This is a genomic window from Treponema sp. OMZ 838 (assembly GCF_000775995.1).
Classification (GTDB): domain Bacteria; phylum Spirochaetota; class Spirochaetia; order Treponematales; family Treponemataceae; genus Treponema.
Genome location: NZ_CP009227.1, coordinates 200,385 through 223,416 on the forward strand (window position 1 = coordinate 200,385; position 23,032 = coordinate 223,416).

The following is a 23,032-nucleotide window of genomic DNA, read 5'->3' on the forward strand; positions in this document are numbered from 1 at the left end:
GTACATCCGTGTACATCAGTTGAAGGCGAGTTTTGCCTATAGACAAAACATCGCTACTGTATGGAACCACTGCCATCCTTGGCAGTTCTGGTTGAACAACCTTACTTATTCTGCGAGGCTATCAACAAAGTGTCTGATGCGTTTTCCCTCAGTTACTCACGCCCTTTTTGGAAGAATTTTAAAAACGGCTTTTTCTGTTTTTTTCGGTATCCGTTTTTTGTATTAAATGCTTGACGTTTTCCATTACCTTGCTCACAATCGGCTGCTCGGATAGATCAACCAAAAAGAATGACAAGGTACCGGTAACCGAGAACACCGGCATACATACGATATGCGTATCTTGCTGTACAGCGGTACGAGTATGCGCAGCATTCTGAATCGCTTCCTTGATGCTAATACCAGGCGCAATATCGGAAAGCGCATCTCCTTGTTTACATCCCGTTTTCTCCTGCGCTTTAGCAGAAAAATTAAGGATACTGCCGGTCAGACTTACCACCAAAAGCGGACGGTCGATTATCAACAAAAGTTCATCAACAAGACCGTTTAACCCGGCAATCTTTAAGCTTTTTTGTGCGGTAATTTGATATGCATCGTTAAGAGACTCTTGCAGCGTAACGCCTAAGTTGCCCAATTTTTTTGCACGAGAATCCGACAATACGCCGTTCAGCTGAATAGCTTTTGCAACCATTAAAAAGTCGTTTTCTTTTCTCTTTGCATAGACAGACATTGCAATTAATAGGCAAAGTTCCAACCCTGCTCCGATAAATCCGAAAAACAGCACGAGCTCCGAATCACTTTTAAGAGAACTCTGCATTCCGACTTTATATCCCCAAATTGCAGTTGCTAATATAAGTGCAAATGAAAAAAATATTGCACCGATCAATTTCTTTTTTCCAATAATAATCATGAACACATCCCTATTATTTAGATATTTCTGAATTCCGTAATCTTTTCGAGGCTGCCGAAAACAAAGAGTTTATCGCCTGTTTGCAATTCAAGATTATCATCCGGTTCATACATCGCTTCGCGGTTCAAAGGATTACCGACCGTATCGATATCGAGTTCAAGGCGGACAACCGTGATTAAGGTTATATTGAATTTTTCTTTGAGCGCAACTTGCGAGAGTGTTTTCCCAATAAAGAACTTCGGCACCTTTACCTCACAGATTCCATATCCTTCGACAACGGAAAGCGAATTAAGCGCTTCAGGGTTAATCAATTCGTTTGCAATACGGGAAGCAGATTCTTCTTCAATCTTTAATACTCTACTTGCTCCTACCCGCTTCAATACAATCGCATGTAACGGAGAAACGGCCCGCGCTACGATATAGGGAATTTCCCGTTCCTTCAGCAATGTTGTTGTTAGGATGCTTGCTTCCTTATTATCGCCGATTGCAACAATCGCAACATCGATATCGTCGAGCGGAGCTTTTCTGAGTGCATTTTCGTCGGTAGTGTCGATCACCATTGCCGCCGGAACAATTTTTTTTACCCGATCGACCGCCTGTGCGTCATGATCAAATGCCACGACCGAACCGCCTCCCTCCGCCAGCATTTCACAGATCCGAATACCGAATTCACCTAATCCGATAACCGCAAAATTTTGTTGTACATCCATCGTATTCTCCTTTTAGGGAATCTCTAAAAACTTCAGTTTTTTAGAGATTTTCCTTAGATTTAATTTGCGATGTATTTTTTATAAATTATTACAGTATAAAAATTTATAAAAAATACTCGTCGGGCATCTCTAAAAATCTAACCGAGTTTTTAGAGATGCCCTCTACATCAATGGTGCAAGAGCTTTAAGCACAATGCCGGAAGCTTTAACCGTCCATTTTTCATGCCGGACAGTTTCAGCCGTTACTGCGCGACACTGTTTTAATACGGATTGGTAATCCGTTTCAATATCTTCGATACAGTCAACACCGTATAAATACGTAGCGCATTCAAAATGATGATATAAACTTCGGTAATCCAAATTGATGGTACCGACAACGGCTTCCCGGTCATCACACACAAAAACTTTTGCATGAACAAAGCCCGGTGTATATTCATAAATCTGCACTCCCGAAGCCAACAAAGAAGCATAATGTGTTTTTGCCAATGCATAAGGAGCTTTCTTATCGGGTATACCCGGCAAAATCAGCTTAACATCCACACCGCGCTCTGCTGCAAACTTCAACATCGTTTCCATTTCCCCGTCCAAAATGAGATAGGGCGACATAATATGTACATACCGGTGCGCTCTGTTCAGAATATCCATATACACACTCTCACCGACTTTGTTCTCATCAGCAGGACTGTCGCCGTACGGAATAACAAAACCGGCAGCGGAAACCGGCAAGGCTTTGACGGGAACATTCAAATATTCATTAAAATTCCATTCTTTTTCGTGCAGGTTCCACAACTGCAAAAACATCAATGTAAAACTCTTAACCGCAGCACCTTGCAGCATAACGGCAGCATCTTTCCAATATCCGTATTTATTCACAACATTGATATACTCATCCGCTAAATTCACGCCGCCGTTAAACGCAACCCTTCCGTCAATAACCAGAATTTTACGGTGATCCCGATAATTATAGCGTGTTGAAAGAAAAGGAGTAAGCCGCCCGAATATCTTGCATTTAATCCCCAACTTTTTCAGACGCTCAGGATAGTCATGCGGTAACGTAGAAAATTCGCAGGTTCCGTCATACATGATTCGAACATCTACACCCTCTTTTGCCTTTTGCGCCAATATTTCCAACACGCTTCCCCACATCACCCCTTCTTCTATAATAAAATATTCCAAAAAGATAAAATGCTTTGCCAGTTTCAGTTGAACAAGCATTTCTTTCCATTTAGCTTTGCCGGAGGAAAAATACGTTACCTCAGTTTGATTAAACACGGGATGGCACCCGGTATGGCGCAGATAATGAGCGAGCGCCGCTGCGCCCTTATCTTGTAGCGAAAGAGCATCGGCAACCTGCGGATCTTGCAGGATACTGTCATGCGTCAATGCAAAAAGATGATTAAGACGTTTCCGTGCAAGACGGTTGCCCAGATCGCTTTGAGTATACCAAAACAATAAAGCACCGAATGCCGGCAGCAACATAATGATCACCAGCCACGTAATTTTTGCAGTAGGGTCAATATCCGAATTAAGTAAATACAGCACCATAACGAGGGTAAACAAAGACTCTACGATAGAATAGTAAGGGAATATTTCTTTAAACCGATAGGGAATGCTCAACAAGATAAACGCCTGCAAACCTAACAAGACAAGGAACACCCCCAACCGGCTAAACAGCGCGCGTACAAGCCCCTTACGGCCTTTTTTGAGTAAATATAATCCTTTGCGTTTTCTCCGTTTTTTCCCTTTCGTATTATCCTCGCTTATGGGAACTGTATCCGATTAAGCACAAAATGTAAACGCGAGGATAATCAACATACCCCGCTGCAGAGCACCTGCATATTAAACTCTCCGCAAAAATCAAACTATACATGATTGAGCAAATATGTTATAATAGGCTTACAAATTAAATCTAAGGAGTATATTATGAAAAAACACTATGCTATAGCGTTTTTATTTTGTTGTATCGCCGCGATGCTCTGTGCAGGCGGCAAAAAGGAGCCGTCCACGGCGGTTCAGACGGAATCGGCCGGCAATTCATCCGCTCAAGCAGCTTATACTGTAAAAGTAGTTGTGCCCGCTAATGCTCCGGCAATTTGTATTGCAAAAATGGCGGTTGACAACACCGCTGTTGCCGACGGCGCGGTTACGGAATATGAAGTGTTGCAAGCACCCGATATGCTGCAAGCACGGCTGCTTTCCGGGGAAGCGGATATCGCTATCGTCCCTTCAAACCTCTCCGCTATTTTATACGCAAAAGGTACCGGTGTCCGACTTGCAGGAGCTGTTGTTTGGGGAATTCTCTACGGACTTACCTCGGAATCGGTCAATTCTATCGAAGATTTAAGAGGAAAAACAATTATCACTTTCGGAAGAGGTCTTACTCCGGATGTCACGGTACGGGAGCTTTTAAATGCCTACGGACTTACTCCCGATAAGGACGTAACCTTTAACTATGTACAGTCCGGGCAAGAAGCGGCAGCTGCTTTTATCAGCGGAAAAGGCTCTTTTGTTATTTTACCTGAGCCGATGGTTAGCATGGTATTAACTAAAAAACCCGGAACAAAGGTATTCCTCGACGTACAGAACGCTTGGAAAGAAAAACTCGGCGGCGACAGCTCCTATCCGCAGGCGGTTGTGGTCGTGCAAAAAAGCCTTATCGAAAATCATCCCGATTACGCTGCTCGCTTCTTAGCTCAACTGGAACAATCGATTAACTGGGCAAAAGAAAACCCCAAGCAAGCGGGCGAAGCAACCGCAAAGCTGCAAAAAGGTATTCAAGCGCCGCTTATTGCAAAAGGAATAGGCCGGATGAATATGCAGTTTGTGAACGCCGAACAAACCCGTCCTGCTCTTGAGAGATATTTTTCCATTCTATATAAGGCTGATCCGAAATTTATCGGCGGAGCTATGCCTCAGGATGATTTCTACTACACCACAGCAAAATAGCGATACGGGCCGCGGCAACGGTAAGAACCGAACTCGGACAGTATACCGGCTCTGCGGCCTCGCCGTGGGACTGGGACTATGGCAGTTGACAGCCATGCTGATAGCACAGCCGCTCATTGTACCGAGACTCGAAGCCATTGCTGCCGCTACGGCCGATATCCTTACTAAAGAAGATTTCTTTTTAACCGTTGCTGCAACGCTTTTACGTATTGCGGCAACGATCGCTATAGATACCGTTATTGCTTTTTTACTGGGGATTGCAGCCGGCGTGTCCGCGCGAATCGAAGCAGCGCTCAGCCCTTTTGAAACTGCCATGCGTGCCGTCCCGACAATGGGTGTCCTGCTCCTCTCGCTGATATGGTTTAATTCCGAGATCACCCCTATTTTTGTTGCAAGTCTTATCGCGCTGCCGCTGCTGTACCGCGGCGTGGTAAACGGCGTTAAAAACATCGACATTCGTCTTATCCAAATGTCTACCGGTTTCCAAGTCTCCTTCGTGCGCAAACTCAAACAGCTGTACATTCCTTCCATTAGGCCGTTTACACTCACCGCATATTCCGCAACGCTGGGGTTGTTGGTAAAGGTTATGGTTACTGCCGAAGTACTCAGCCAGCCACGGCGAGGCATCGGTACGGAGTTCCAGATTGCGCGTGCTCAGTTGGATACCGCAACGATTTTCGGGTGGGGAATCATTGTGATCGTCTTTGCCGCTCTTATGGAGCAGGCAGCAAAACGTATCCTTTCATATAATAAAGCCCGTAAAGCGATGCAGACAGCGGATATCGCTTTCTCCGATACGCCTGTCGACACCGAAGAATACTCCGATACTGATGTATATGCAGATATCGGCAAACAAGCTGCCGAAATACATATTGACCGTATCTCTTTTAATTTTGAATCGGTACCGGTGTTTCAATCTTTTTCACTTGAGGTTAAACCTGCGCGGATAAATTATATCCTCGGGCGCTCCGGCAGAGGCAAAACAACGCTGCTTTTTTTAATTGCAGGTTTTCTGCATCCTCAACGCGGAACGATACGCATATTGCCGTCCAATGCGAAAATCGGTTTTGCCTATCAAGACCTACGGCTTATCCCACACCTCACCGCAGAACAGAATATCCGCTATATACTGCCGCCGGATTACGGAACAGAAAAGGCAAAGCGTATTGCACGGCAATATTTACAGATGTTCGGCTTACAAGGGTTTGAGCATTTTCTACCGGCGGAGCTTTCCGGCGGTATGCAGCGGCGGGTCAGTTTAGCCCGTGCACTCGCCTACCCTTCGGAAATTTTGCTCCTCGACGAGGCCTTTGACTCCCTCGATCCCGAAACAAAAAAGGCAGCGGCGAGAGTGTTTTCCCGTATTGTTCGGCAGCAACGGCGGACAGTCCTATGTGTAACGCACGACCCGGTATTCACACAGCTTATCGAAGGCATTACGCTGGATGTTCCCAACGGTCATTGATAAACGCTACCACTTCACTTCTCTTAGACTAAAGCAAAAGGCCGTATCAAGTTCAAACTTTACCCGATCGAAATAGCGCCGTACGGATATTCGACGGTATCGCTGCCTTCCTTTTTTCCGGCAGCAGTGAGAATGGTAAGCGGCCCTCCCCTGCCGATAAACATGAGGAAGATCAATATCAGTTTACCGGCAATGCTGAACTGCGCCGTGATACCGGTAGAAAGTCCTACGGTTGCAAAAGCGGAAACCGTTTCAAAGGCCATGGGTAAAAACGGCAGCGATTCGGTTACCGTCAATACAAATATGGCAGCGGACACAATCGTCAAACCGAAACCGAGGATAAGAAAAGCTTTTTTTACCTGCTCATCGGGTATCGACATTTTTTTGATGATGACTGTTCGATCGTTTTTTAAGAACGAGCGGAAAAATGCAAAAACCACTGCAACGGTGTTCAACTTAATACCGCCCGCCGTACTGCCCGAAGCGCCGCCGACAAACATCACAAAAATCATCATCAGCAACGTTGCATTAGTCAGCGAAGCAAAGGACACCGTTGAAAAGCCAGCCGTCCGCAGCGTAACCGCTTGGAAGAAGGCACCGAGATATTGCTCATGCAGAGAGAAATCCTTCATTGCATGGGTATGTTCCAACAAATAAAACGCTGCAAAAGAGATAAAGAGCGCACCCGCGGTCATTACCAGCACGATCTGCGTATTGAGCGGAAGAAAAAATGTTGTCTTTTTCTTCTTAAACACATTTTGTGTTTCGGTTTTTATTTTGCGTACCGTATCGTACATAACTGCAAAGCCGATACCGCCGAGGATAATCGTAAAACTGATTGTTAAACTGATAATGGGATCACCGGTAAAAGATTCGAGATTATTCGGGAAGAGTGCAAAACCGGCATTACAAAATGCCGATACCGCATGGAACGCTGCAAAACCGAGTGTCTCGACCGATACTCCCATCGTACGGGAAAATCCGAGGTACAAAAATCCGGCGCTGATTGCTTCAACCAAAAATGTAGAACCCACGATAACGCGAAGTGCTTTAAACAATCCCGACATATCATCTTCGCTCACCATATACGAAACGGTTAATTTTTCTGCTATAGACAGTTTACGTCTAAAAGCAAGCATCCCGAAAAACGAAAACACCATAATACCGAGTCCGCCAATCTGAATAAGCAAAATAAGGATAACCTTGCCGACCGTTGTCAATTCCGTTGCGACATTGATAATGCTCAAACCGGTAACGCAGACTGCAGAGGTAGCGGTAAATAACGCCGTCAAAAAATCCAAGTGGTCGGTACCGGGAGTCGCAGCCGGAAGCATCAGCAAAAAAGTTCCGGTAATGATGACCATAAAAAACGAAACGAGCAAAGTTCCTGCAGGGTTCAGCATCACTCGTTCAGTGCCTCCCGCAGTGTCCGCAGTATTTTTGATGATCTTACCGAACAGGAAAATATTTTTTATAAGCGCAAACATTAGAATCAGTTCCGGCGATGAAGGAATAAAACCGATCTTTATTTTAAAAAAGATAAAGGCGGCACAAAAAAGGACGGTGCTTACACAGAGTGCCGCATGTTTTTGAAAATATTGCTGAAAGTATTTTTCATGCCGCATCGGCAAAAACGTTTCTGCAATAATAAGAAGCAAGATCACAGCATCAAGTGTGTGGATAACGATAGTAGCGGCGAGGGAAGCATAGAACTGCTGCAGAAACAACAGCGCTAAACTAAGTATAAAGGCAACGCCTGAAAGATTTGCACGGAGTTTGGTTACTATGGTATTCATATCAGTCCAATCCTTTTTTCTATTTTCTAAATGCTTTCACTTTTTCCGCAAAGTCGCGCAGCGCGGCAGAAACGCGCACGGTAACATCCGCCGTATTCATACCGCTCAAGAGCTCGATACCTTCATCGATATTGCTGACCGCCCATATTCTAAACCGCTTTTCGGCGATAGCGTTGATGACGCGCTCCGGCAAAAAGAGATTGTTCTTATTACCCTGAGGAATCATCACACCTTGCGTGCCGGTAAGCCCGAGAATCGCGCAGGTGTCGAAAAAGCCGGTTATCTTTTCCGAAATACCGCCCACCGGCTGCACCATACCGAGTTGATTCAAACTGCCGGTTACCGCGATATCCTGCCTGAGCGGGATGCCCCCGATTGCGGAAAGCAGCGTGAAAAGCTCGGCGCAGGAAGCGGAGTCTCCGTCGATCATACCGTAGGATTGTTCAAAGCAGATTGCAGCGGAAATCGACAGCGGAAAATCAGGCGCGTATTTTTGCCGGAGAATCGAGCTGATGATGAGGTGCGCCTTATCGTAAATTTCGCCGGAAAGCCCCGCCTCCCGCTCGATATTGATAATACCGGCAGTACCCGGAGAGGCTTGCGCGGTAACGCTCACCGGTATGCCGAAGGTATGGAAGCCGCGCTCCTCTACGGCAAGCCCGTTGATTTTTCCCACTGCGGCGCCGGAGGTGTCGATTAAAATTTCTTTGAGCTGCACCATCTCGGCAAATTTTTCTTCGGGTAAGGCTGCAAGGTAATGCCGCCGCTCGATTGTTTTGGTAATGATCTCATCGGTGATAAGCTCGCACGATTGCTGCTTCGCCGTATAATTCGCCTCCGCAACAAAATCCGCAATCTTCGTAAACTGAGCGGAAATCAAATGCCGACTCTCCGAAAGTTCAACCGCATAGGCAAGCAACTTCGCATACCCCGAATCGCTGAACGGCAGCGAATGCCGGTCTTTTACAAAGGTTTCGATGAGCGCCAAGACGGCGGCCAAGTTTTCATCCGTCAGCGGCATCACCGAATCGAATTCGGCACATACCTTGAACAGCTTATAAAAGTCGGGATCCTCTTGATAGAGAATCTCATAGGAATATTCGCCGCCGATGATGATAACCTTCAGCTGTGCAGGAACCGGTTCGGGCTTTAAAAGCGAAGGCGTATGGGTACCGGCGGGCGGCGCTTGCACGGCGATACGTCCCGACTGCAGTACCCGCTTTAAATACACCCACGAATCTTCTTCTTCCAAAAGGTCTTTCAGCCGCAGCACCAAAAAGCCGCCTAAGGCACGGTGTACCGCTCCTCCACGCAGCCGTAAATGGCCGTTCAGCAGTCCGTCTTCTTCATCACCGTGCCCCTCGATTGTCCCGAAAAGATTGGAAAAATTCGGCTGGTTTTCGTCGATAACGTAGGATTTATCCTCCGTATTTTCGCAAATCAAATTGATTGCATACCGCCCGAAAAAAGCTTTCTTGTGCCGCGGAGACTTAAACGGCGCTGCATACATCACGGCACGGGCAATCAAATCCGTCTCGGTCTTTTTTAAAAAAGACGCAATCTTTTCATTGTGTTTTTTCTGTATATCGGTTTCGGCAGGATAGCCGTTCAGCAGCGCACGAGGCTGCTCAAGCTCCGCCGCGATAATCGGTTTAAGTAAATCGATGTACAGCTGCTTGAGTTTTTCTTCCGCCTCCGTTCGGTTTTTCCGCAACAGGGCAAAAAGATCAGCCAGCTCATCGAGCGAGCGGTAATATGTTTCACGCAAATCGTTGAGCGCTTGTTCGGAAAACTTCTTCCGCGCTACCAGCAGCTGCAGCTCACCGAACGGAACCTCTTTTCCTTTAATGAGCGGAATCAAATCGACGGATTGATTGGAATCGTCTTTCAGCTGCAAGAGTTTAAATCCCCGCGACAGCATCGTTACTTCAAAATTTGCAAGCAGAGAATTTTCGTCGCTGTCAACCGCCGACATAATCTTCTTTTGAGCAGACAAAAAATTCTCCGACTTTTCAATCTGCAGCGCCTGTTTATAGAGCGCTTCAATTGCATTCTTGAGGCTGTGCTGAAACTTCTTGCCCTCCCCTGCCGGAAAAAACAGCGCGATCGGTTCCGCCGGATGCCGGTAGTTATGCGCATACGCAATATCTTGCAAGGCGGCGGTATTTGGTTTATAGTCCTTGAGCAGCGAAGAGAGAACCGTCCGGCGGCCTGTTCCCGGCGCTCCCATAATAAAAATGTTGTAGCCGTCGTCCCGAATACTTAAACCGAGTTCCAATGCGGACACCGCGCGGAGCTGTCCGACAATCGGCTTATGCGGCGCCTTTGTTTTTAATGCGGCGATTTTCGATTCCGGTATATTGAATTGAATTTCTGAAAGCGGAAGCTCCTGTGCCGAAGCCTGCTGCGGGATATTTGACGTTGATGATGTATTCAATAGCTTCACTCTCCTCAATGATTATGAGATACAAAAGGCAACTCTAAAAACTCAAGTATAGTTTTTAGAGTGTCCTAAAAGGAAAAAATATGACCGATCTGTTACTAAGCGAGCTTGTCGTTCTGCTCCTCTTACTGCCGGTATTACTGCGCCCGTTTTCAAAAAACTTAAAAAAGGCCGTGCAATTCCTATTCTACCTTTTCTGAGCCTCTTTGTCTGTATCTGCATTATCATCGGACAGGGAATAGTCCTCTATCTTTTTATTCTCGTTCTCTTTGTACTGATTGTCTGCCTTTCGGAAATAATACGGCTGATTGCGTTTTTCCAAGGGATGCTGAACGATTTTTACGGCATCGCATCGATGATGTTGCGCATTGTGTTATTGTGCCTTTTTTGCGGAGTAGCATATTGCGCATTCAGATTTGCGCCGGAAGCAAGTATCAGAACCGAATATCCGCTGACCGTCCGTTCGATCGAATTAACCGATAAAACAAACGCCGGTACCGATAAAGGTAGAGCCGAACAAACCGCCGTTTCAACCTTACCTGATTCTTCCTCTCCGAGTAATCTATCCGCTTCGCGGAATCCTATCGAAGCATTGTTGATTGAGCGGCAGGGCGGCGCCGATAAAAGAGCGCTGGTAATTATTGCCGAAGTCTTTCCCTACGCCGAACGGCCGGAAACGCTTGCCTCTCTTTTGGCGGATCAAGGCTATACCGTTGCGGAAATCACGAGACTCAAACCGCACGGCGTCATTCCGCGCATCGAACTCTACCGCAAGCTGCTGCACCTCGTCGGAAAAAAAGAGCAGCGGTATTTACCAAAAGAAGATGACCCGCAGACAGCTGCATTTTTTGCCGACTTTCTCGAACAAACGGTTGCACGTTACGGACGCAATAAACGGATATTTTTATATGCGGAAGGAATCTATACCGATTTAGCCGCGCACTTTTGTACGGAAAATCCGGGTGTATTTGCCGGTGTGTTTTTCAGCCTTTCCGAAGAAGAGCCGCTGCCGTCCGCCCCAGACGGATGGATACAGACCATGCGGGAACACAATCCGGAACTTCTGCCTGAGGACAATTCAGCAGCGGATACTACCGCCGTATCTGATGCAGCATCAGAGCAAGCAGCAGGTGCCGGTGGAAACGGTTCGGCGGAGACAGCTCCCGCTGTTTCCGCCGCTCCGGCAACTGCCCCCACACAGCCGGAGCGTCCGCTGCCGTTCTGTTGTTACATCCGCCCCTACCCCGAACTCGCAGGCTTCGGACAACTGCGCGCAGAGGATGCCCTCGCAGCGGAACTCTTAGGCAGCGGCCGCAGCATCGGCAGACAGGACAAAGCCGCAGCAGCCGCGGCATTTAACCGGTATGCACTACTGTTTTGAACTGCTCACCCCGGAAACTATCTATGACGCGGCTGCATTCGTGCGGCAGCACGAATACCGCTGCATCGATCTTGCAGAGCAGCTGCGGCTTTGCTTGTACCCCGACTATGCTCCGCGGTATAAAAAGGCGGCGGCTATCTATACCTGCCCGCAACGGCAAACTTGTCCGCAACCGCAAAAAATCTGCTGCGGGGTCTTACTGTTCAGCACGTATGGGCTTTTGTTCCACTGCATCGATACGGACATTCCAGAAGAAACGGTCTTAGCTTTCGGCAGGTTCTTTTTAGACGAGAACGTGTTCTATAGCGAACACCAGTGGGAACTCCACGCCGTTGCGGGCATCCGCGAACATACGATTCTCTTTGAACGGGTGATTGCAGCAACCGTATCTGCGCAACATACACCAGCCCTGCTGGATGCCGCCGTAGATTACTACCTGATGCGGTGCGCCAAACCCTGTACGGATACATTCTTTCAAACAGCGGAGTCAAACCTGAATACCACGCTGAATGCCGCGCTGTCGATTGAACGCGCAACGGAGAATGATCTTACAGAACTCTTCCCGCTCCAGCTCGATTATGAAAATACCGAGGTTGCCTACGAAGGCCGCCCGATAAACCCTGCCGTCTGTAAACTGTCGCTGCGTGCCCGCCTTACAGCCGAATACATCTACAAAGTCTCAACAGACGGGCACATTGTCGCAAAGGCCGGAACCAATGCGCAGGGCTTTCACTGGTTTCAAATCGGCGGCGTCTATACCCTGCCCGCATACCGAAATAAAGGATTAGCCGCAGCAGCCGTTGCGCATCTCATCAATACCCACAGCGCAGAAGCGCACGGCTTCGCACTCTTCGTAAAAACCGCCAACACAGCCGCTCTCCGCGTATACGAAAAGCTCGGCTTTGAGCAGTGCGGGCTGTTTAGAATGAGTTATTGGAAGGCGGGGAAAGATCCATTCTATTCTCCTGAAAACAGCGCAATACTTGATAAGAGAATTGCAGATATAAGAACAGGAAAGAATGTCTCCGAACATGAACTTATCGAGGAGTGATAGTGCGTAAAATTGCTCAATGCGGTTCCCATTACGGGGATAAGTAAATAAGAATAGAGCTCTTGCTAAATGACAAAGCTGCAGGAAGAGATATCGTCCCTAGTCTGCAGCTTTGATAAAAAGTGATTTTCAAAGTTATCATCGCTACTGTTTATTTTTTCAATTTTGCGCTAATTCTGTCTAAGTCTTCTTGAATTCCGCTATATCTTCTTTCATTTGCTTTCTGATACCACTGTTGCGCCTCATAATAATCTTTTGTCAATCCGCCTTTTCCGTATTCATAAAAGATACCGACATTGCGCATACCGCGAGCATTACCGTTATCAGCCGCCATACGGTGCCATTCCAGCGCTCTTTGTTCATCTTTGCGGATCCCGCCTTCCCCATATTCATAATACGTACCGATATTCGACATAGCCAAAGCATTACCGCTATCAGCAGCCTTACGAAACCAGTCCAATGCGGTTTTTTTATCTTTATGCAGTCCACCTTCTCCATTCGAATAGCATACACCTATATTATTTATCGCCCATGTATCGCCATTATCAGCTGCAATGTAATACCAATGCAATGCCATTTCATCATTCACAGAGACACCTATTCCATTAGAATAACAAAACCCGACTGTATTTTGAGCATAGGAAAGCCCAGCTTCTGCAGCTTTTTCATACCATTTAAAAGCTGTTTCATCACCTTGTACAACTCCTCCATCTTGTACAATTCCTCCTTTTCCATACCGATAGTAAAAGCCGAAAATGTACTGAGCTTTTTTGTTGCCTTTTTCCGCTGCTTGCTGCAAGCGACTCAATGCGGTCATATCATCCTCCGCATGTACCGCTTTCCTAAACCAGTTAAAGGCTTCTTCTTCATTTTCTCCGGTACCGTCTTGTCTAAGATAACAAAGCCCAAGCGAATATTGTGCTTCGGTAAGTCCACCCTCAGCTGCTAATTTATAATAAAAAAACGCTTGCCGCCTATCTTCTAACGTTTTATCTTTTTTCGTAAATAGTGCATCAGCTTGCTCATATAGTTTTTGTATACTTTGCTTTGCACATACAAAATGGCCTACATAATAACCGCCGACGAAAGCTACTGCAATAAGTATGATACAAAGCACTGTTGTTTGTAATGTAAATTTCCGCATACTCTATTCCTTATTTGTCGTCATTGAATCCGCCGGTATAGCCGGTATCTCTTATTTTTTTACGGTCTTTCAAAGGAATTTGAGGGCAATTACTGAAACAGTCGGCATAGTCGCTATATTCTTTATTTCCATATTTAATTTGCTTTTCCGGTAAGGTTACACTTGTAAGGTTGGGAGACTTGCTAAATGCTCTCCTGCCAATAAACTCAATACCATCAGATATGATGAGTGTTTCAAGTTTTGTATCGCTCCAAGTTCCTCCTGAAAAAGCTCCTGCTTCAATTCGTTTTACTGATACCGGTATGGTAAGCATCTTGATCGCTGTTTCAGAAAAAGCATAAGCACCAATAGTCTCGATACCGTCGGATAAAGCCAGCGATTCCAGTTGTTTACACTCCTCGAAAGCACATTGCCCGATCCGTTTTACGGACGGCGGTATTACCAGTTTTTTGATAGCAGTGCCCCTAAAAGCATATGATTCTATCTCTTCAATACCGTCTGACAACGTAAGGGTTTCAAGATTTTTGCAGTTTGCAAAGGAGCTCTCGCCGATTTTCTTTACCGATGAGGGAATCGTCAATGTTCTAATAGCAGTATTTTCAAATGCCTTTGAATCGATACTTTCAATACCATCAGATAAGTTCAATGTTTCAATATTGTTACATTCGGAAAATACAGATCCTGCAATCTCCTTTAATGATGATGGGAGCGTAACTATTTTAAGATTCCTACATCTTGAAAAAGCATAGTCCTCAATTTTTTGTACAGTATTTGGTAAATATATATCCGATATCGCTAGATTTCCAAATGCCCGTCTTCCAATAATTTCAACATCTGCGGGTAATTGTATTGTAGTTATATTATAACAGTCATACAGCATATATGCCGGTATTTCTTTTAAATGCTTGGGAAATATTACTTTTTTCAAAGATTGCATATTTTTAAAAACTGCTTCACTATCTCTTAGTCGGGGATTTGAAATCTTCGTAATGGAATCGGGAAAGATAATTGAGGTAATACTTACATACCCACCACCATCAAAAGTGCCATTACATTCTACAACCGGATACCCTTCAATTTCTGCAGGAATAATAACATCCCCACCTTTACCGCGATAACCGGTAATAACAACGCCGTCTTCCGTCTCATTCAAGTCATATTCAAAGTCACTCGCAGGACTTTCTTTTACGATTGTATTCTTTTCTGTTGCAAAAATACTACCGACAATCAGCAGCAACCCAAAAATAAGCATCATTGTTTTTTTCATTGTGAACTCCTTTATCATAACACTATCGCTCTTATCTTCCCTTTACCGTACGATATGCTTTGTACAATGCATACGGTATCATGTCTATTTCAGCACTTTGATTGGGTGTCCGTAAAATATCATCTGCGCGTGAAGTTATTTCGCCGTTTAAAGAAAAGCTATCCAATCGAAACATCATCTCGCCGGCAAAGTTGGTAACAAAAAATTGCATTACTATCGGTTGCCCTTGCATAGTCCCAGTATAGGTAACATATACCAGCCCACTTTCAGTATTGGGTGTATATTCCCATTTAGAATGTGTACAGAGCGTATCCATCATCTCGCCGATAGTAACATTTTCTTGCACCCCTTCAAAATATCCGTTCTTTACCGTATCGATAATGGTGTTGTAAATTTTTCTCTTGCCACACGAATATAAACCGGCGATGATTGCAATTATAATGATAACAACAATCAATATTTTTTTTAGCATTTTCATTTCTCCTTTTATTGGTAATTGCAATAATTCAGATAGGTCAACTAAACAATATCAATAATACTCAGGAAGCTCTAAAAGATTAGGTTCGTTAGAGCTTCCCGTTAAGCGTTCTAAGCATTCAACAGTTTTTGTTTCTGCGTTTCAAATTCTTCTTTTGAAAGAAAGCCTTTTTCGACGAGCGTACTAAGCCGTTCAAGCTGCGAAGCAATATCCAGCTGCTGTGGAGCGCTTTGTACAGGAGCTTGAGCAGCGGATGTCTTTCGTTTTAAATTTTCTATTGCTACATTAACCGTATCAACAAAAGGTTTGACAAACTCTTTGGTACAGTTGTCAATGACCATTTTTGCACCGCCGTGCCAAATTTCAATCGCGCCGAAAATCAATCCTGTTTTATATGATATGGAATTAATTTTATCCAAAGCCATTTCTACCTGATTCATACCGAAGAACATCCCCTTATCAAGTAAAATAATCCTTTCTTCCGTGCATACGATGAGCCATGTTGTTCCATTCATTAAACCGGATGTTAAATAGAGGACATGCTCTGTATCTTTCATTATTTCCGGTAAGCATTGAACTTCTTTTTTTGTTCCGAATAGGTCAACTGCTCCTAACGCTTGAATTTCTGCTTGTATTGCTTCCAATGATTTCATTTGCTACTCCCTTTTACATATAATTAATGGGAACTCCTAAAAACTTCATTTTCAGAGGGTTCTCTTAACCTCATTTATGAAATACTTTTTATATGTAAGTTTTTGAGTATATAAATGTAAGCTTTCGGCTTCTTTTCTAAGCATACACGAGTAACAAGCAAATCTTTATTCACTTCGTCGAAAGCAAAATTTCCCTCTTGGATAATAATTTCTTGAGGCTTACAACCATCAACTTTTTCTGTAAGTATGATGGATTTTTCAATTCTTGATATTACGAAATGCATAGGTGATGAAGCTTTATCCTCATTACCACCTGTATCTCTTGAATAAAAAGAGTAATTTTCAGATAAAATAGTTGTACCATCTTTTAAGAAATCCAATTCACTAAGATTTTGCATAATCTTTTTTTTCCTCCAAAATATACTTTCTCCGAAGCAAATAGAACGCATCATTCGCATATTGCCGTCTATTCCGCTTCACTCATTCACCTTTCCGAATAACATTCGTTTTGTGAACTTCTCTTCCATTATACCCCCCCCCCCCTATTGGTTTGTCAAGCACTATTTTTAAAATTTTTGTATTTCCATTCGTTTAAACCAATATTTATCTGAAAAAACTTGGAAGAGAAAGACGTATACCTTTTGAAGTGAAAGCGGATCCGTTTTATTCTCCTGAAAACAGCGCAATTCTTGATAAGAGAATCGCAGATATACGAATAGGAAAGAATATTTCCGAACATGAACTTATCGAGGAGTGATAGTGCGAAAAATTGCTCAATGCGGTTCCCATTACGGGGATAAGTAAATAAGAATAGAGCTATTGCTAAATGGCAAAACTGCAGGAAGAGATATCGTCCCTGCACTGCAGCTTAATTGCGATTGCTATTCCAATTAACACCGGCTTTATTGAGCGGAACAGATACGTCGCAAAGGCCGGAACCAACGCACAGGTCTTTCACTGGTTCCAAATCGGCGGCGTCTACACCCTGCCCGCATATCGAAACAGGGGATTAGCCGCAGCCGCCGTTGCGCATCTCATCAATACCCACAGCGCAGAATCGCACGGCTTCGCACTCTTCGTAAAAACCGCCAACACAGCCGCCCTCCGCGTATACAAAAAACTCGGCTTTGAGCAGTGCGGGCTGTTCAGAATGAGTTACTGGAAGGTGGGGAAAGATCCATTCTATTCTCCTGAAAACAGCGCAATTCTTGATAAGAGCGTTAGAAAGTATCCCATTACTCCGCTTTTACCCAGCGGGTTATACCCGTTCTTAACAGCCGGAATTCACGTTTAATTAAAATGAGGATCGGAATTGCCGTTACCAGTTCGATGAACAGCGTACCGTAGTACACACCGCGGACACCGGTAAAACGGGGCAACAGCAGCATCACGGGAACATACAGCACAACCTGCTGCATAAGGGCAATTATGGAACTACTGAGACCTTTATTGATTGCGGGGAAAAAGCTTAACGTTAAAAACGTGAGCGGCATCACAGGCAGCAGCGCCATAAAGATCCTAATTTGTATACTGTTTTCTGCGGTAATCAATGCACGGTTCATCATGACACCGGCGGCCGCTTCGGGCATGGTAAGTGCAAAAATCCAAAAGGGGAGCACGAGTATGAAAGAAGCCGTTACAAAACATTTAAATGCGGCAATCACACGTTCAGGCTGTGCTGCTCCGAAATTAATACCGATGATGGGAGGCATCGCAATCATAAATCCGGCAAGCGGTTGCACGACAAAACTGAACAGACGAGTAACCACGCCGTAAAAAGCGATATCGTGAGCAGTGCCGTAACGGGTAATAACGTTCAACACCAACATACTCTGCAAGACCATCATAATTTGCATAATAAAAGCGGACAGCCCCATCTGGATAATCGTACGGACAATATCTTTGTCCAACCTGATTGCACATGCTTGCTGCAACGAAGAAACGAATGCACCGTTATCCGTGGAATTCACAACCTGCCGTACCAGCGGTGAACGGCTCACATACAGCATACAGATCAACGACTGCACAATCATACCGATGTTCGTACCGAGTGCAGCGCCTTTTATGCCCTGCTTGAACAAAACCATCAACACATAGTTTGAAAGTCCGTTTACCGCCAAACCGATAGCCATGATGACGGATGCGGTTTTCATTTTACCTTCGGCGCGGATAAGCGTATTGAGTGCAACGGTATATATCCAAGGAAGTGCCCCCCATAAAAGTGTCCGGTAATACACATCACCGAGCATCAGTTCCTTTCCTCTGCCGCCCATCGCAAAAAGCAGCGGCTGCGAAAACCGAAAGCCCACCAACATTACCGCTGCCGAAGCGATAAGCACCAGCGCATTCACATTCCCTAATAACCGCCGCCGAATATCGGTATCTTCCGCACCGATCGCGATACTTAATAGGGAACCCGCTCCCGTTCCTATCAGAAGCCCGAAGCCGGTAAACGCAATTACCGGCGGCAGCGCAATGGAAATACCTGCAAGTGAACCTTCTTCCGCAAAGCGTCCGACAAATATTCCATCAAGCACATTATTCGCTCCAAGCAGAAACATCGCAATAACTGCCGGCCATGAAAAATCTATTAAAATCTTCCAGAGATTATCGTTTAAAATCTGTGTCCGTTGTTTTTCCGTTTCCATAAAAATCCTCCTTATAAAATCTGAATTTCCGATTTCCAACCGTTCAATTCCACAATCACATCCGTTTCAATTTGAGGATCTTTTTTCTCGCGTTTACGGATGAGTATATTCTTATCGGAATCCAAAAAACGAGTTCCGAGTCCGGCATTTTTTAAATAATAGTTTGAATTTTCTGCAAACTTAATTTTAGAAATCGCCTTGAGCTGATTAAAATCGATTTTTCCTTTGTAATGAGCAATTTCTGCATAAAGGTTGGAATTCGTATCAAGCTCTGTATGTCCGCCGGCATTTGAAAAAAAACAGTTTGAAACTTTACCGGAAAATTCCAAGGCTTCAAATGTAATATCCCGAATTTTCAGATTCTCTGTCTTTGAATAGATTTCCATATCTGCAACAAATTTTACCGGAATACGGAGTAACACAAAAAGATTTTCCATACTATTCGCATCACTTAAATCTGTAGAACGCTTTACAAGAATATCCATCCGTTTTGCACTTTCAACAATCTTAACTTTTACCTGCTGTGCAAGAGAAGCGATTTTATTTGAAGCCAGCAGAATCTGAATTTTTTCATCTTTTGTTTCTTCTATGATGACCTCATGCGCAACACCAATCTTAACATCGATTTTCTTCAAAGTATCTAAATCATATTCCGTTTTACTTTCATACAAAAATTGATGTTTGGATAAAAGACTTTTTTCTTCTTTTAAAAGCACATCGAGCGATTCATCGAACAAAACTGAAATAGCAATGATATTTCCAATATCAGGAATTCCGTTTCCGCTTTCCCATTTTGTAATTGCTTGACGGCTTACATGGATTTTTTCTGCAAGTTCCTCTTGTGACAAATGATGCTGCTTCCGCAAAGTTTTAAGTTTTCCAGAAAAGTTCATACGTAATCTCCTCTATCAAGAGCATGAGCGGACTTTAAACATCCCCCGTTTTGTAAATGAATGATAGCGATACCGCAGTGATTATAAAAGAAATGATATATTACAATCTGAGAAATTTTCGCTACTTATAGTAGCATGGGCTAATAACATGGACATCACTAAAAACTTCGCTGGGATTACTTCAAATCCTTTTGTAGCTATTTACTCCTGCGTACCGGTTGTCTGAGGCAAATACCTGCTTGCCATTTGCAGCTGATAGTTAATGACCAGTTTACAATACAAAATTGAAGAAATATACGCATTGAAGGTTAAAACGATAACACGCACTAATGACGGCGACGACTGCGGATTGTCCATAAGAGTAAAACCGGCATAAAAAGCCGTTGCATACAGTATAAAGAAGAACGGCAGAACAACAAAAAAATTTTTTTTGAAAATAGCTTTACTTTCGGCGATAATATGCTTCATCTTCATACTTTCTTTTTTATACACCAAGATAGTCGGTACAAACACCAATCGGCTGAACCAATATAAAAGAAGAATAAAAACCAAGCCTTTACCTATCCAATCCATAACGGAGGCAAAACCAGATACTTCCGGCTGTACCGAACGGAACATCAGCATAACAAAGACAACCGGTATGGTGATAATAATCAACTGAATAAGATAAATAACATAGAGATGTAGAATTACGGCGAAAATCGAATTAAAAACGACATTCCCTATCTGTTGTTTTATATATGCGCGTTGAAAATAGATAATAGCGGCTGTTTGCAAAACAGCTACGGCAAGAATTAAAAGAGTTATAAGAGAGTTTACAGCCTGATTTGAACTGTTAAACAGAGAAAGCACGTTTGAAACAACTGCCAAACCTATATAGGCAAGCGTATAGTTGATAAACGGTTTCCCCAGAAGTCTCATATCGGATACGATCGATCGAATAAGATTGATGAATTGTTTCATACCGGTTTTCCTTCTCTTATATTCTTAACGGTTTTGCTATCATAATCGATATCCGATGTTTTTACAACGAGAAAACATATTTTTTAGAAAAGACCGGAGAAATACATCGTTGACCTTTCATAAGGGGTATTCTATAATTACGGAATGAAAAGCACTATTACCATTGAAATTTGCGCAGGCTCGCTCGATGATGCGATTGCAGCCGAAAAAGCCGGCGCTGCAAGAATTGAATTAAATTCTTCATTGTTTTTGGGAGGGCTAACCCCATCGCTCGGCACCCTTCTCCTCGTTAAAAAAGAGACCAACCTCAAAGTGATGACGATGGTTCGTCCCCGCGCCGCAGGTTTTTTGTACACCGCATCCGAATTTAAGACGATGAAAGAAGATGCAAAACTGTTTATTGACAACGGAGCGGACGGTATCGTATTCGGCTTTTTAAAAAAGAATGGAACGATAGACGAAAAGCGGTGCGAAGCGCTCATCAAAATTGCAGGCGATAAAGAAAAGGTATTCCACCGCGCCATCGATGTCGTACCCGATCCCCTTAAAACGCTCGATATTTTGATTGATCTCGGCTTTACCCGTGTACTCACCAGCGGACAGGAACCGACCGCCTACGAAGGCATGGAGCTGATCGCCGCGATGGTTAAGCACGCAAAAGGCTGCATAGAAATTCTACCCGGCGGCGGCATTACAAAGAAAAATGCAGCGAAGCTCGTAAAAGGTACCGGCGTCAATCAGATCCACTTTGCAGCGTTAAAAGCCGTTGCCGAACCTTCGACAGCAAGGAACCCCGCCATCTACTACGGCGGAGTCCTTTACCCGCCGGAAGACCGGTTTGAAACAGCCGACCTCGGCGCAATGTCCGAAATTATCGGCACCGTAAAATAATAAGCGACGGGATCAGGGAACCTCTAAAACCTGCTATCTTTTAGAAGTTCCCTCTGTTTTATCGGCGGCTTTCGGAGCTGCTGCCGGCAGCGGTTTCAAAATCAGCTTTGATTTTTTCCAATACTACACCGATATCATTTTGATAGATAAAATCCCAGCCTACCCACGAGAATTTTTTATCGGCCGATAAACGATTATCGACGGACGGATTGGTAGATGGGAAGAAACCGCTTTGCGCAAAAACCGTACCGGTCTTTTCCGAAAGGAAAAACGATACAAAATCTTTTGTGAACTCCTCAGTATCTTTCTTTACCAGCATAAAAATAGGAGCGACAATCGCACCGTCTTCCGGCCAAACCGTTTTAAGAGGAGTCCGTTCGTCTATCATCTTAGAGAAAAAGTATGGGCTGATACTGACCACAGGCTGCACAGCCGCGGCTTTACCGCCTTTGACCATTTGAGCGGGATGCATATAGGCACTACAAGCCTTCCCTAATTTCTTAATACCTTCGTCCCCGAAACGTGCGTAGATATTAAGAATAACCGAATTAAATAAATCCAAATCGCCGAACGGAATAGCGACGGAATGTTCAAATTCGGGAGATAAGATATCCTCCCATGTTTCCGGCATTTTTCTGCCGTCCAACAGTGCGGTATTCACAATCATAATTGCAGGAACGACACCGATAATGGCGTAATTTTTTTTCTCATCCCGTAAATCGATATAGTCATTGCAAAAATCTTTATTGACCGTATCAAGTGCGCAGTGGAACTCTTTATTTTCAATAAAAGAGCCCATCAGTTTTTTATCAAAAAACAGTTCAAAACCGGCAGAAAGGAGCACATCCGGCAGGTTTTCTTTTTTACCGGTTTTTGCCAGATCGATTATCCAATCAATACCGAGATTAGCCGATCTTAGATCATACCTGATTTTATAGTTTTTCTTTTCAAACTCTTCCTTATGCGTTTCGACATAATCGGAATAAAATGCTTCAAAACTTTCCAGAAGAGGAATCCGTATCGGGCACGGCAAAACACCTTCAATCCTGATCGTTTGTTTACCATCATCCGGTTCAACACGGTTATTATTCTTTGTCTTTAAACTGAGATCAATATGTGCAAAACCGGAGGCGGCTGCTTGTTCGATAATTTCAACCAGTTCCCGCTCGCATAAATCGATATCTAACTTCTTTGAAAGGAAGGCTTTTTCAAGCGTGATTTTCTTTCCCATCAATTTGCGCATTACCGGATTAGTAAGCGGCGTAAATCCCTTCCCCGCCAAATAGCGAATTGTTTCGGGGTACCGTTCCGTAACGTCAAAAACCGTTTCATCCATGCTAAAATAACTATTCATTTACTGCTTCTCCTTATAACAGACTATTTAATAACAGACTAT

Annotated in this window: 20 protein-coding genes; 6 read left to right on the forward strand and 14 right to left on the reverse strand. The window is 44.2% G+C overall.

What is annotated here, in order from left to right:
- Positions 1-178: 178 nt before the first annotated feature.
- From QI63_RS00855 to QI63_RS00865, 3 genes are all read right to left on the reverse strand, one after another.
- Positions 179-907, reverse strand: a complete 729-nt coding sequence (locus tag QI63_RS00855; RefSeq protein WP_044013028.1) for a hypothetical protein — start codon at positions 905-907, stop codon at positions 179-181.
- A 17-nt stretch (positions 908-924) separates the two neighbouring features.
- Positions 925-1,617 carry a potassium channel family protein gene (locus tag QI63_RS00860; protein ID WP_044013030.1) on the reverse strand — a complete coding sequence of 231 codons (693 nt, stop codon included), beginning with the start codon at positions 1,615-1,617 and terminating at the stop codon, positions 925-927.
- Between the two features lie 162 nt (positions 1,618-1,779).
- Positions 1,780-3,234 carry a phospholipase D-like domain-containing protein gene (locus tag QI63_RS00865; RefSeq protein ID WP_235619734.1) on the reverse strand — a complete coding sequence of 485 codons (1,455 nt, stop codon included), beginning with the start codon at positions 3,232-3,234 and terminating at the stop codon, positions 1,780-1,782.
- 306 nt (positions 3,235-3,540) lie between these two features.
- On the opposite strand from QI63_RS00865, the gene QI63_RS00870 reads away from it, so the two are divergent.
- A complete protein-coding gene (locus tag QI63_RS00870) occupies positions 3,541-4,563 on the forward strand; it encodes an ABC transporter substrate-binding protein (protein ID WP_044013034.1) in 1,023 nt (340 codons plus the stop codon).
- The gene (locus QI63_RS13180; RefSeq protein ID WP_235619735.1) at positions 4,535-6,028 is read left to right on the forward strand and encodes an ATP-binding cassette domain-containing protein; all 1,494 of its coding nucleotides are present in this window, start codon (positions 4,535-4,537) and stop codon (positions 6,026-6,028) included. The genes QI63_RS00870 and QI63_RS13180 overlap by 29 nt, the downstream gene beginning before the upstream one ends.
- Positions 6,029-6,087: 59 nt before the next feature.
- Here the strand turns inward: QI63_RS13180 and QI63_RS00885 are convergent, their stop codons facing one another.
- Positions 6,088-7,824 carry a TrkH family potassium uptake protein gene (locus tag QI63_RS00885; RefSeq protein ID WP_044013036.1) on the reverse strand — a complete coding sequence of 579 codons (1,737 nt, stop codon included), beginning with the start codon at positions 7,822-7,824 and terminating at the stop codon, positions 6,088-6,090.
- Between the two features lie 19 nt (positions 7,825-7,843).
- Positions 7,844-10,261 carry a Lon protease family protein gene (locus QI63_RS00890; RefSeq protein ID WP_044013039.1) on the reverse strand — a complete coding sequence of 806 codons (2,418 nt, stop codon included), beginning with the start codon at positions 10,259-10,261 and terminating at the stop codon, positions 7,844-7,846.
- A gap of 331 nt (positions 10,262-10,592) precedes the next feature.
- Between QI63_RS00890 and QI63_RS00895 the strand changes: the two genes are divergently transcribed.
- Both QI63_RS00895 and QI63_RS00900 read left to right on the forward strand, forming a co-directional pair.
- On the forward strand, positions 10,593-11,648 hold the full coding sequence (locus QI63_RS00895) for a hypothetical protein (protein WP_235619736.1): 1,056 nt from the start codon (positions 10,593-10,595) through the stop codon (positions 11,646-11,648).
- Positions 11,632-12,699 carry a GNAT family N-acetyltransferase gene (locus QI63_RS00900; protein WP_235619737.1) on the forward strand — a complete coding sequence of 356 codons (1,068 nt, stop codon included), beginning with the start codon at positions 11,632-11,634 and terminating at the stop codon, positions 12,697-12,699. The genes QI63_RS00895 and QI63_RS00900 overlap by 17 nt, the downstream gene beginning before the upstream one ends.
- A gap of 151 nt (positions 12,700-12,850) precedes the next feature.
- Here QI63_RS00900 and QI63_RS00905 read toward each other — a convergent pair whose 3' ends face one another.
- The 5 genes from QI63_RS00905 to QI63_RS00925 all read right to left on the reverse strand — a co-directional run bounded on the left by QI63_RS00905 (position 12,851) and on the right by QI63_RS00925 (position 16,693).
- Positions 12,851-13,843 (reverse strand): SEL1-like repeat protein, encoded by a 993-nt coding sequence (locus tag QI63_RS00905; protein WP_052185440.1) that lies wholly within the window; start codon positions 13,841-13,843, stop codon positions 12,851-12,853.
- A gap of 10 nt (positions 13,844-13,853) precedes the next feature.
- Positions 13,854-15,110, reverse strand: coding sequence for a leucine-rich repeat domain-containing protein (locus QI63_RS00910; protein ID WP_044013042.1), 1,257 nt, complete (start codon positions 15,108-15,110; stop codon positions 13,854-13,856).
- Between the two features lie 31 nt (positions 15,111-15,141).
- Entirely contained in the window at positions 15,142-15,582 is a 441-nt protein-coding gene (locus QI63_RS00915; RefSeq protein ID WP_044013044.1) for a hypothetical protein, read from the reverse strand.
- Positions 15,583-15,698: 116 nt separating this feature from the next.
- Positions 15,699-16,241: a PH domain-containing protein gene (locus tag QI63_RS00920; RefSeq protein ID WP_044013047.1), complete on the reverse strand. Its 543-nt coding sequence runs from the start codon at positions 16,239-16,241 to the stop codon at positions 15,699-15,701.
- A gap of 74 nt (positions 16,242-16,315) precedes the next feature.
- Positions 16,316-16,693 (reverse strand): hypothetical protein, encoded by a 378-nt coding sequence (locus QI63_RS00925; protein ID WP_044013049.1) that lies wholly within the window; start codon positions 16,691-16,693, stop codon positions 16,316-16,318.
- Positions 16,694-17,067: 374 nt separating this feature from the next.
- Between QI63_RS00925 and QI63_RS13185 the strand changes: the two genes are divergently transcribed.
- The gene (locus tag QI63_RS13185; RefSeq protein WP_044013051.1) at positions 17,068-17,535 is read left to right on the forward strand and encodes a GNAT family N-acetyltransferase; all 468 of its coding nucleotides are present in this window, start codon (positions 17,068-17,070) and stop codon (positions 17,533-17,535) included.
- On the opposite strand, the gene QI63_RS00940 is transcribed toward QI63_RS13185, so the two are convergent.
- The 3 genes from QI63_RS00940 to QI63_RS00950 all read right to left on the reverse strand — a co-directional run bounded on the left by QI63_RS00940 (position 17,477) and on the right by QI63_RS00950 (position 20,745).
- The gene (locus tag QI63_RS00940) at positions 17,477-18,889 is read right to left on the reverse strand and encodes an MATE family efflux transporter (protein ID WP_044013053.1); all 1,413 of its coding nucleotides are present in this window, start codon (positions 18,887-18,889) and stop codon (positions 17,477-17,479) included. The genes QI63_RS13185 and QI63_RS00940 overlap by 59 nt on opposite strands.
- An 11-nt stretch (positions 18,890-18,900) precedes the next feature.
- Positions 18,901-19,782: a helix-turn-helix transcriptional regulator gene (locus QI63_RS00945; RefSeq protein WP_052185441.1), complete on the reverse strand. Its 882-nt coding sequence runs from the start codon at positions 19,780-19,782 to the stop codon at positions 18,901-18,903.
- Between the two features lie 201 nt (positions 19,783-19,983).
- Entirely contained in the window at positions 19,984-20,745 is a 762-nt protein-coding gene (locus QI63_RS00950) for a hypothetical protein (protein ID WP_044013056.1), read from the reverse strand.
- Positions 20,746-20,889: 144 nt separating this feature from the next.
- On the opposite strand from QI63_RS00950, the gene QI63_RS00955 reads away from it, so the two are divergent.
- Positions 20,890-21,636 (forward strand): copper homeostasis protein CutC, encoded by a 747-nt coding sequence (locus QI63_RS00955; protein WP_044013058.1) that lies wholly within the window; start codon positions 20,890-20,892, stop codon positions 21,634-21,636.
- Positions 21,637-21,694: 58 nt separating this feature from the next.
- Here QI63_RS00955 and QI63_RS00960 read toward each other — a convergent pair whose 3' ends face one another.
- Entirely contained in the window at positions 21,695-22,990 is a 1,296-nt protein-coding gene (locus QI63_RS00960) for an ABC transporter substrate-binding protein (RefSeq protein ID WP_044013060.1), read from the reverse strand.
- Positions 22,991-23,032: the final 42 nt, after the last annotated feature.

Coding starts and splice junctions, on each gene's coding strand:
- QI63_RS00855 (WP_044013028.1), bottom strand. CDS start 907: ATGATTATTATTGGAAAAAAGAAATTGATCGGTGCAATATTTTTTTCA.
- QI63_RS00860 (WP_044013030.1), bottom strand. CDS start 1,617: ATGGATGTACAACAAAATTTTGCGGTTATCGGATTAGGTGAATTCGGT.
- QI63_RS00870 (WP_044013034.1), top strand. CDS start 3,541: ATGAAAAAACACTATGCTATAGCGTTTTTATTTTGTTGTATCGCCGCG.
- QI63_RS13180 (WP_235619735.1), top strand. CDS start 4,535: ATGATTTCTACTACACCACAGCAAAATAGCGATACGGGCCGCGGCAAC.
- QI63_RS00885 (WP_044013036.1), bottom strand. CDS start 7,824: ATGAATACCATAGTAACCAAACTCCGTGCAAATCTTTCAGGCGTTGCC.
- QI63_RS00895 (WP_235619736.1), top strand. CDS start 10,593: ATGCTGAACGATTTTTACGGCATCGCATCGATGATGTTGCGCATTGTG.
- QI63_RS00900 (WP_235619737.1), top strand. CDS start 11,632: ATGCACTACTGTTTTGAACTGCTCACCCCGGAAACTATCTATGACGCG.
- QI63_RS00905 (WP_052185440.1), bottom strand. CDS start 13,843: ATGCGGAAATTTACATTACAAACAACAGTGCTTTGTATCATACTTATT.
- QI63_RS00910 (WP_044013042.1), bottom strand. CDS start 15,110: ATGAAAAAAACAATGATGCTTATTTTTGGGTTGCTGCTGATTGTCGGT.
- QI63_RS00915 (WP_044013044.1), bottom strand. CDS start 15,582: ATGCTAAAAAAAATATTGATTGTTGTTATCATTATAATTGCAATCATC.
- QI63_RS00920 (WP_044013047.1), bottom strand. CDS start 16,241: ATGAAATCATTGGAAGCAATACAAGCAGAAATTCAAGCGTTAGGAGCA.
- QI63_RS00925 (WP_044013049.1), bottom strand. CDS start 16,693: ATGATGCGTTCTATTTGCTTCGGAGAAAGTATATTTTGGAGGAAAAAA.
- QI63_RS13185 (WP_044013051.1), top strand. CDS start 17,068: ATGGCAAAACTGCAGGAAGAGATATCGTCCCTGCACTGCAGCTTAATT.
- QI63_RS00940 (WP_044013053.1), bottom strand. CDS start 18,889: ATGGAAACGGAAAAACAACGGACACAGATTTTAAACGATAATCTCTGG.
- QI63_RS00945 (WP_052185441.1), bottom strand. CDS start 19,782: ATGAACTTTTCTGGAAAACTTAAAACTTTGCGGAAGCAGCATCATTTG.
- QI63_RS00950 (WP_044013056.1), bottom strand. CDS start 20,745: ATGAAACAATTCATCAATCTTATTCGATCGATCGTATCCGATATGAGA.
- QI63_RS00955 (WP_044013058.1), top strand. CDS start 20,890: ATGAAAAGCACTATTACCATTGAAATTTGCGCAGGCTCGCTCGATGAT.
- QI63_RS00960 (WP_044013060.1), bottom strand. CDS start 22,990: ATGAATAGTTATTTTAGCATGGATGAAACGGTTTTTGACGTTACGGAA.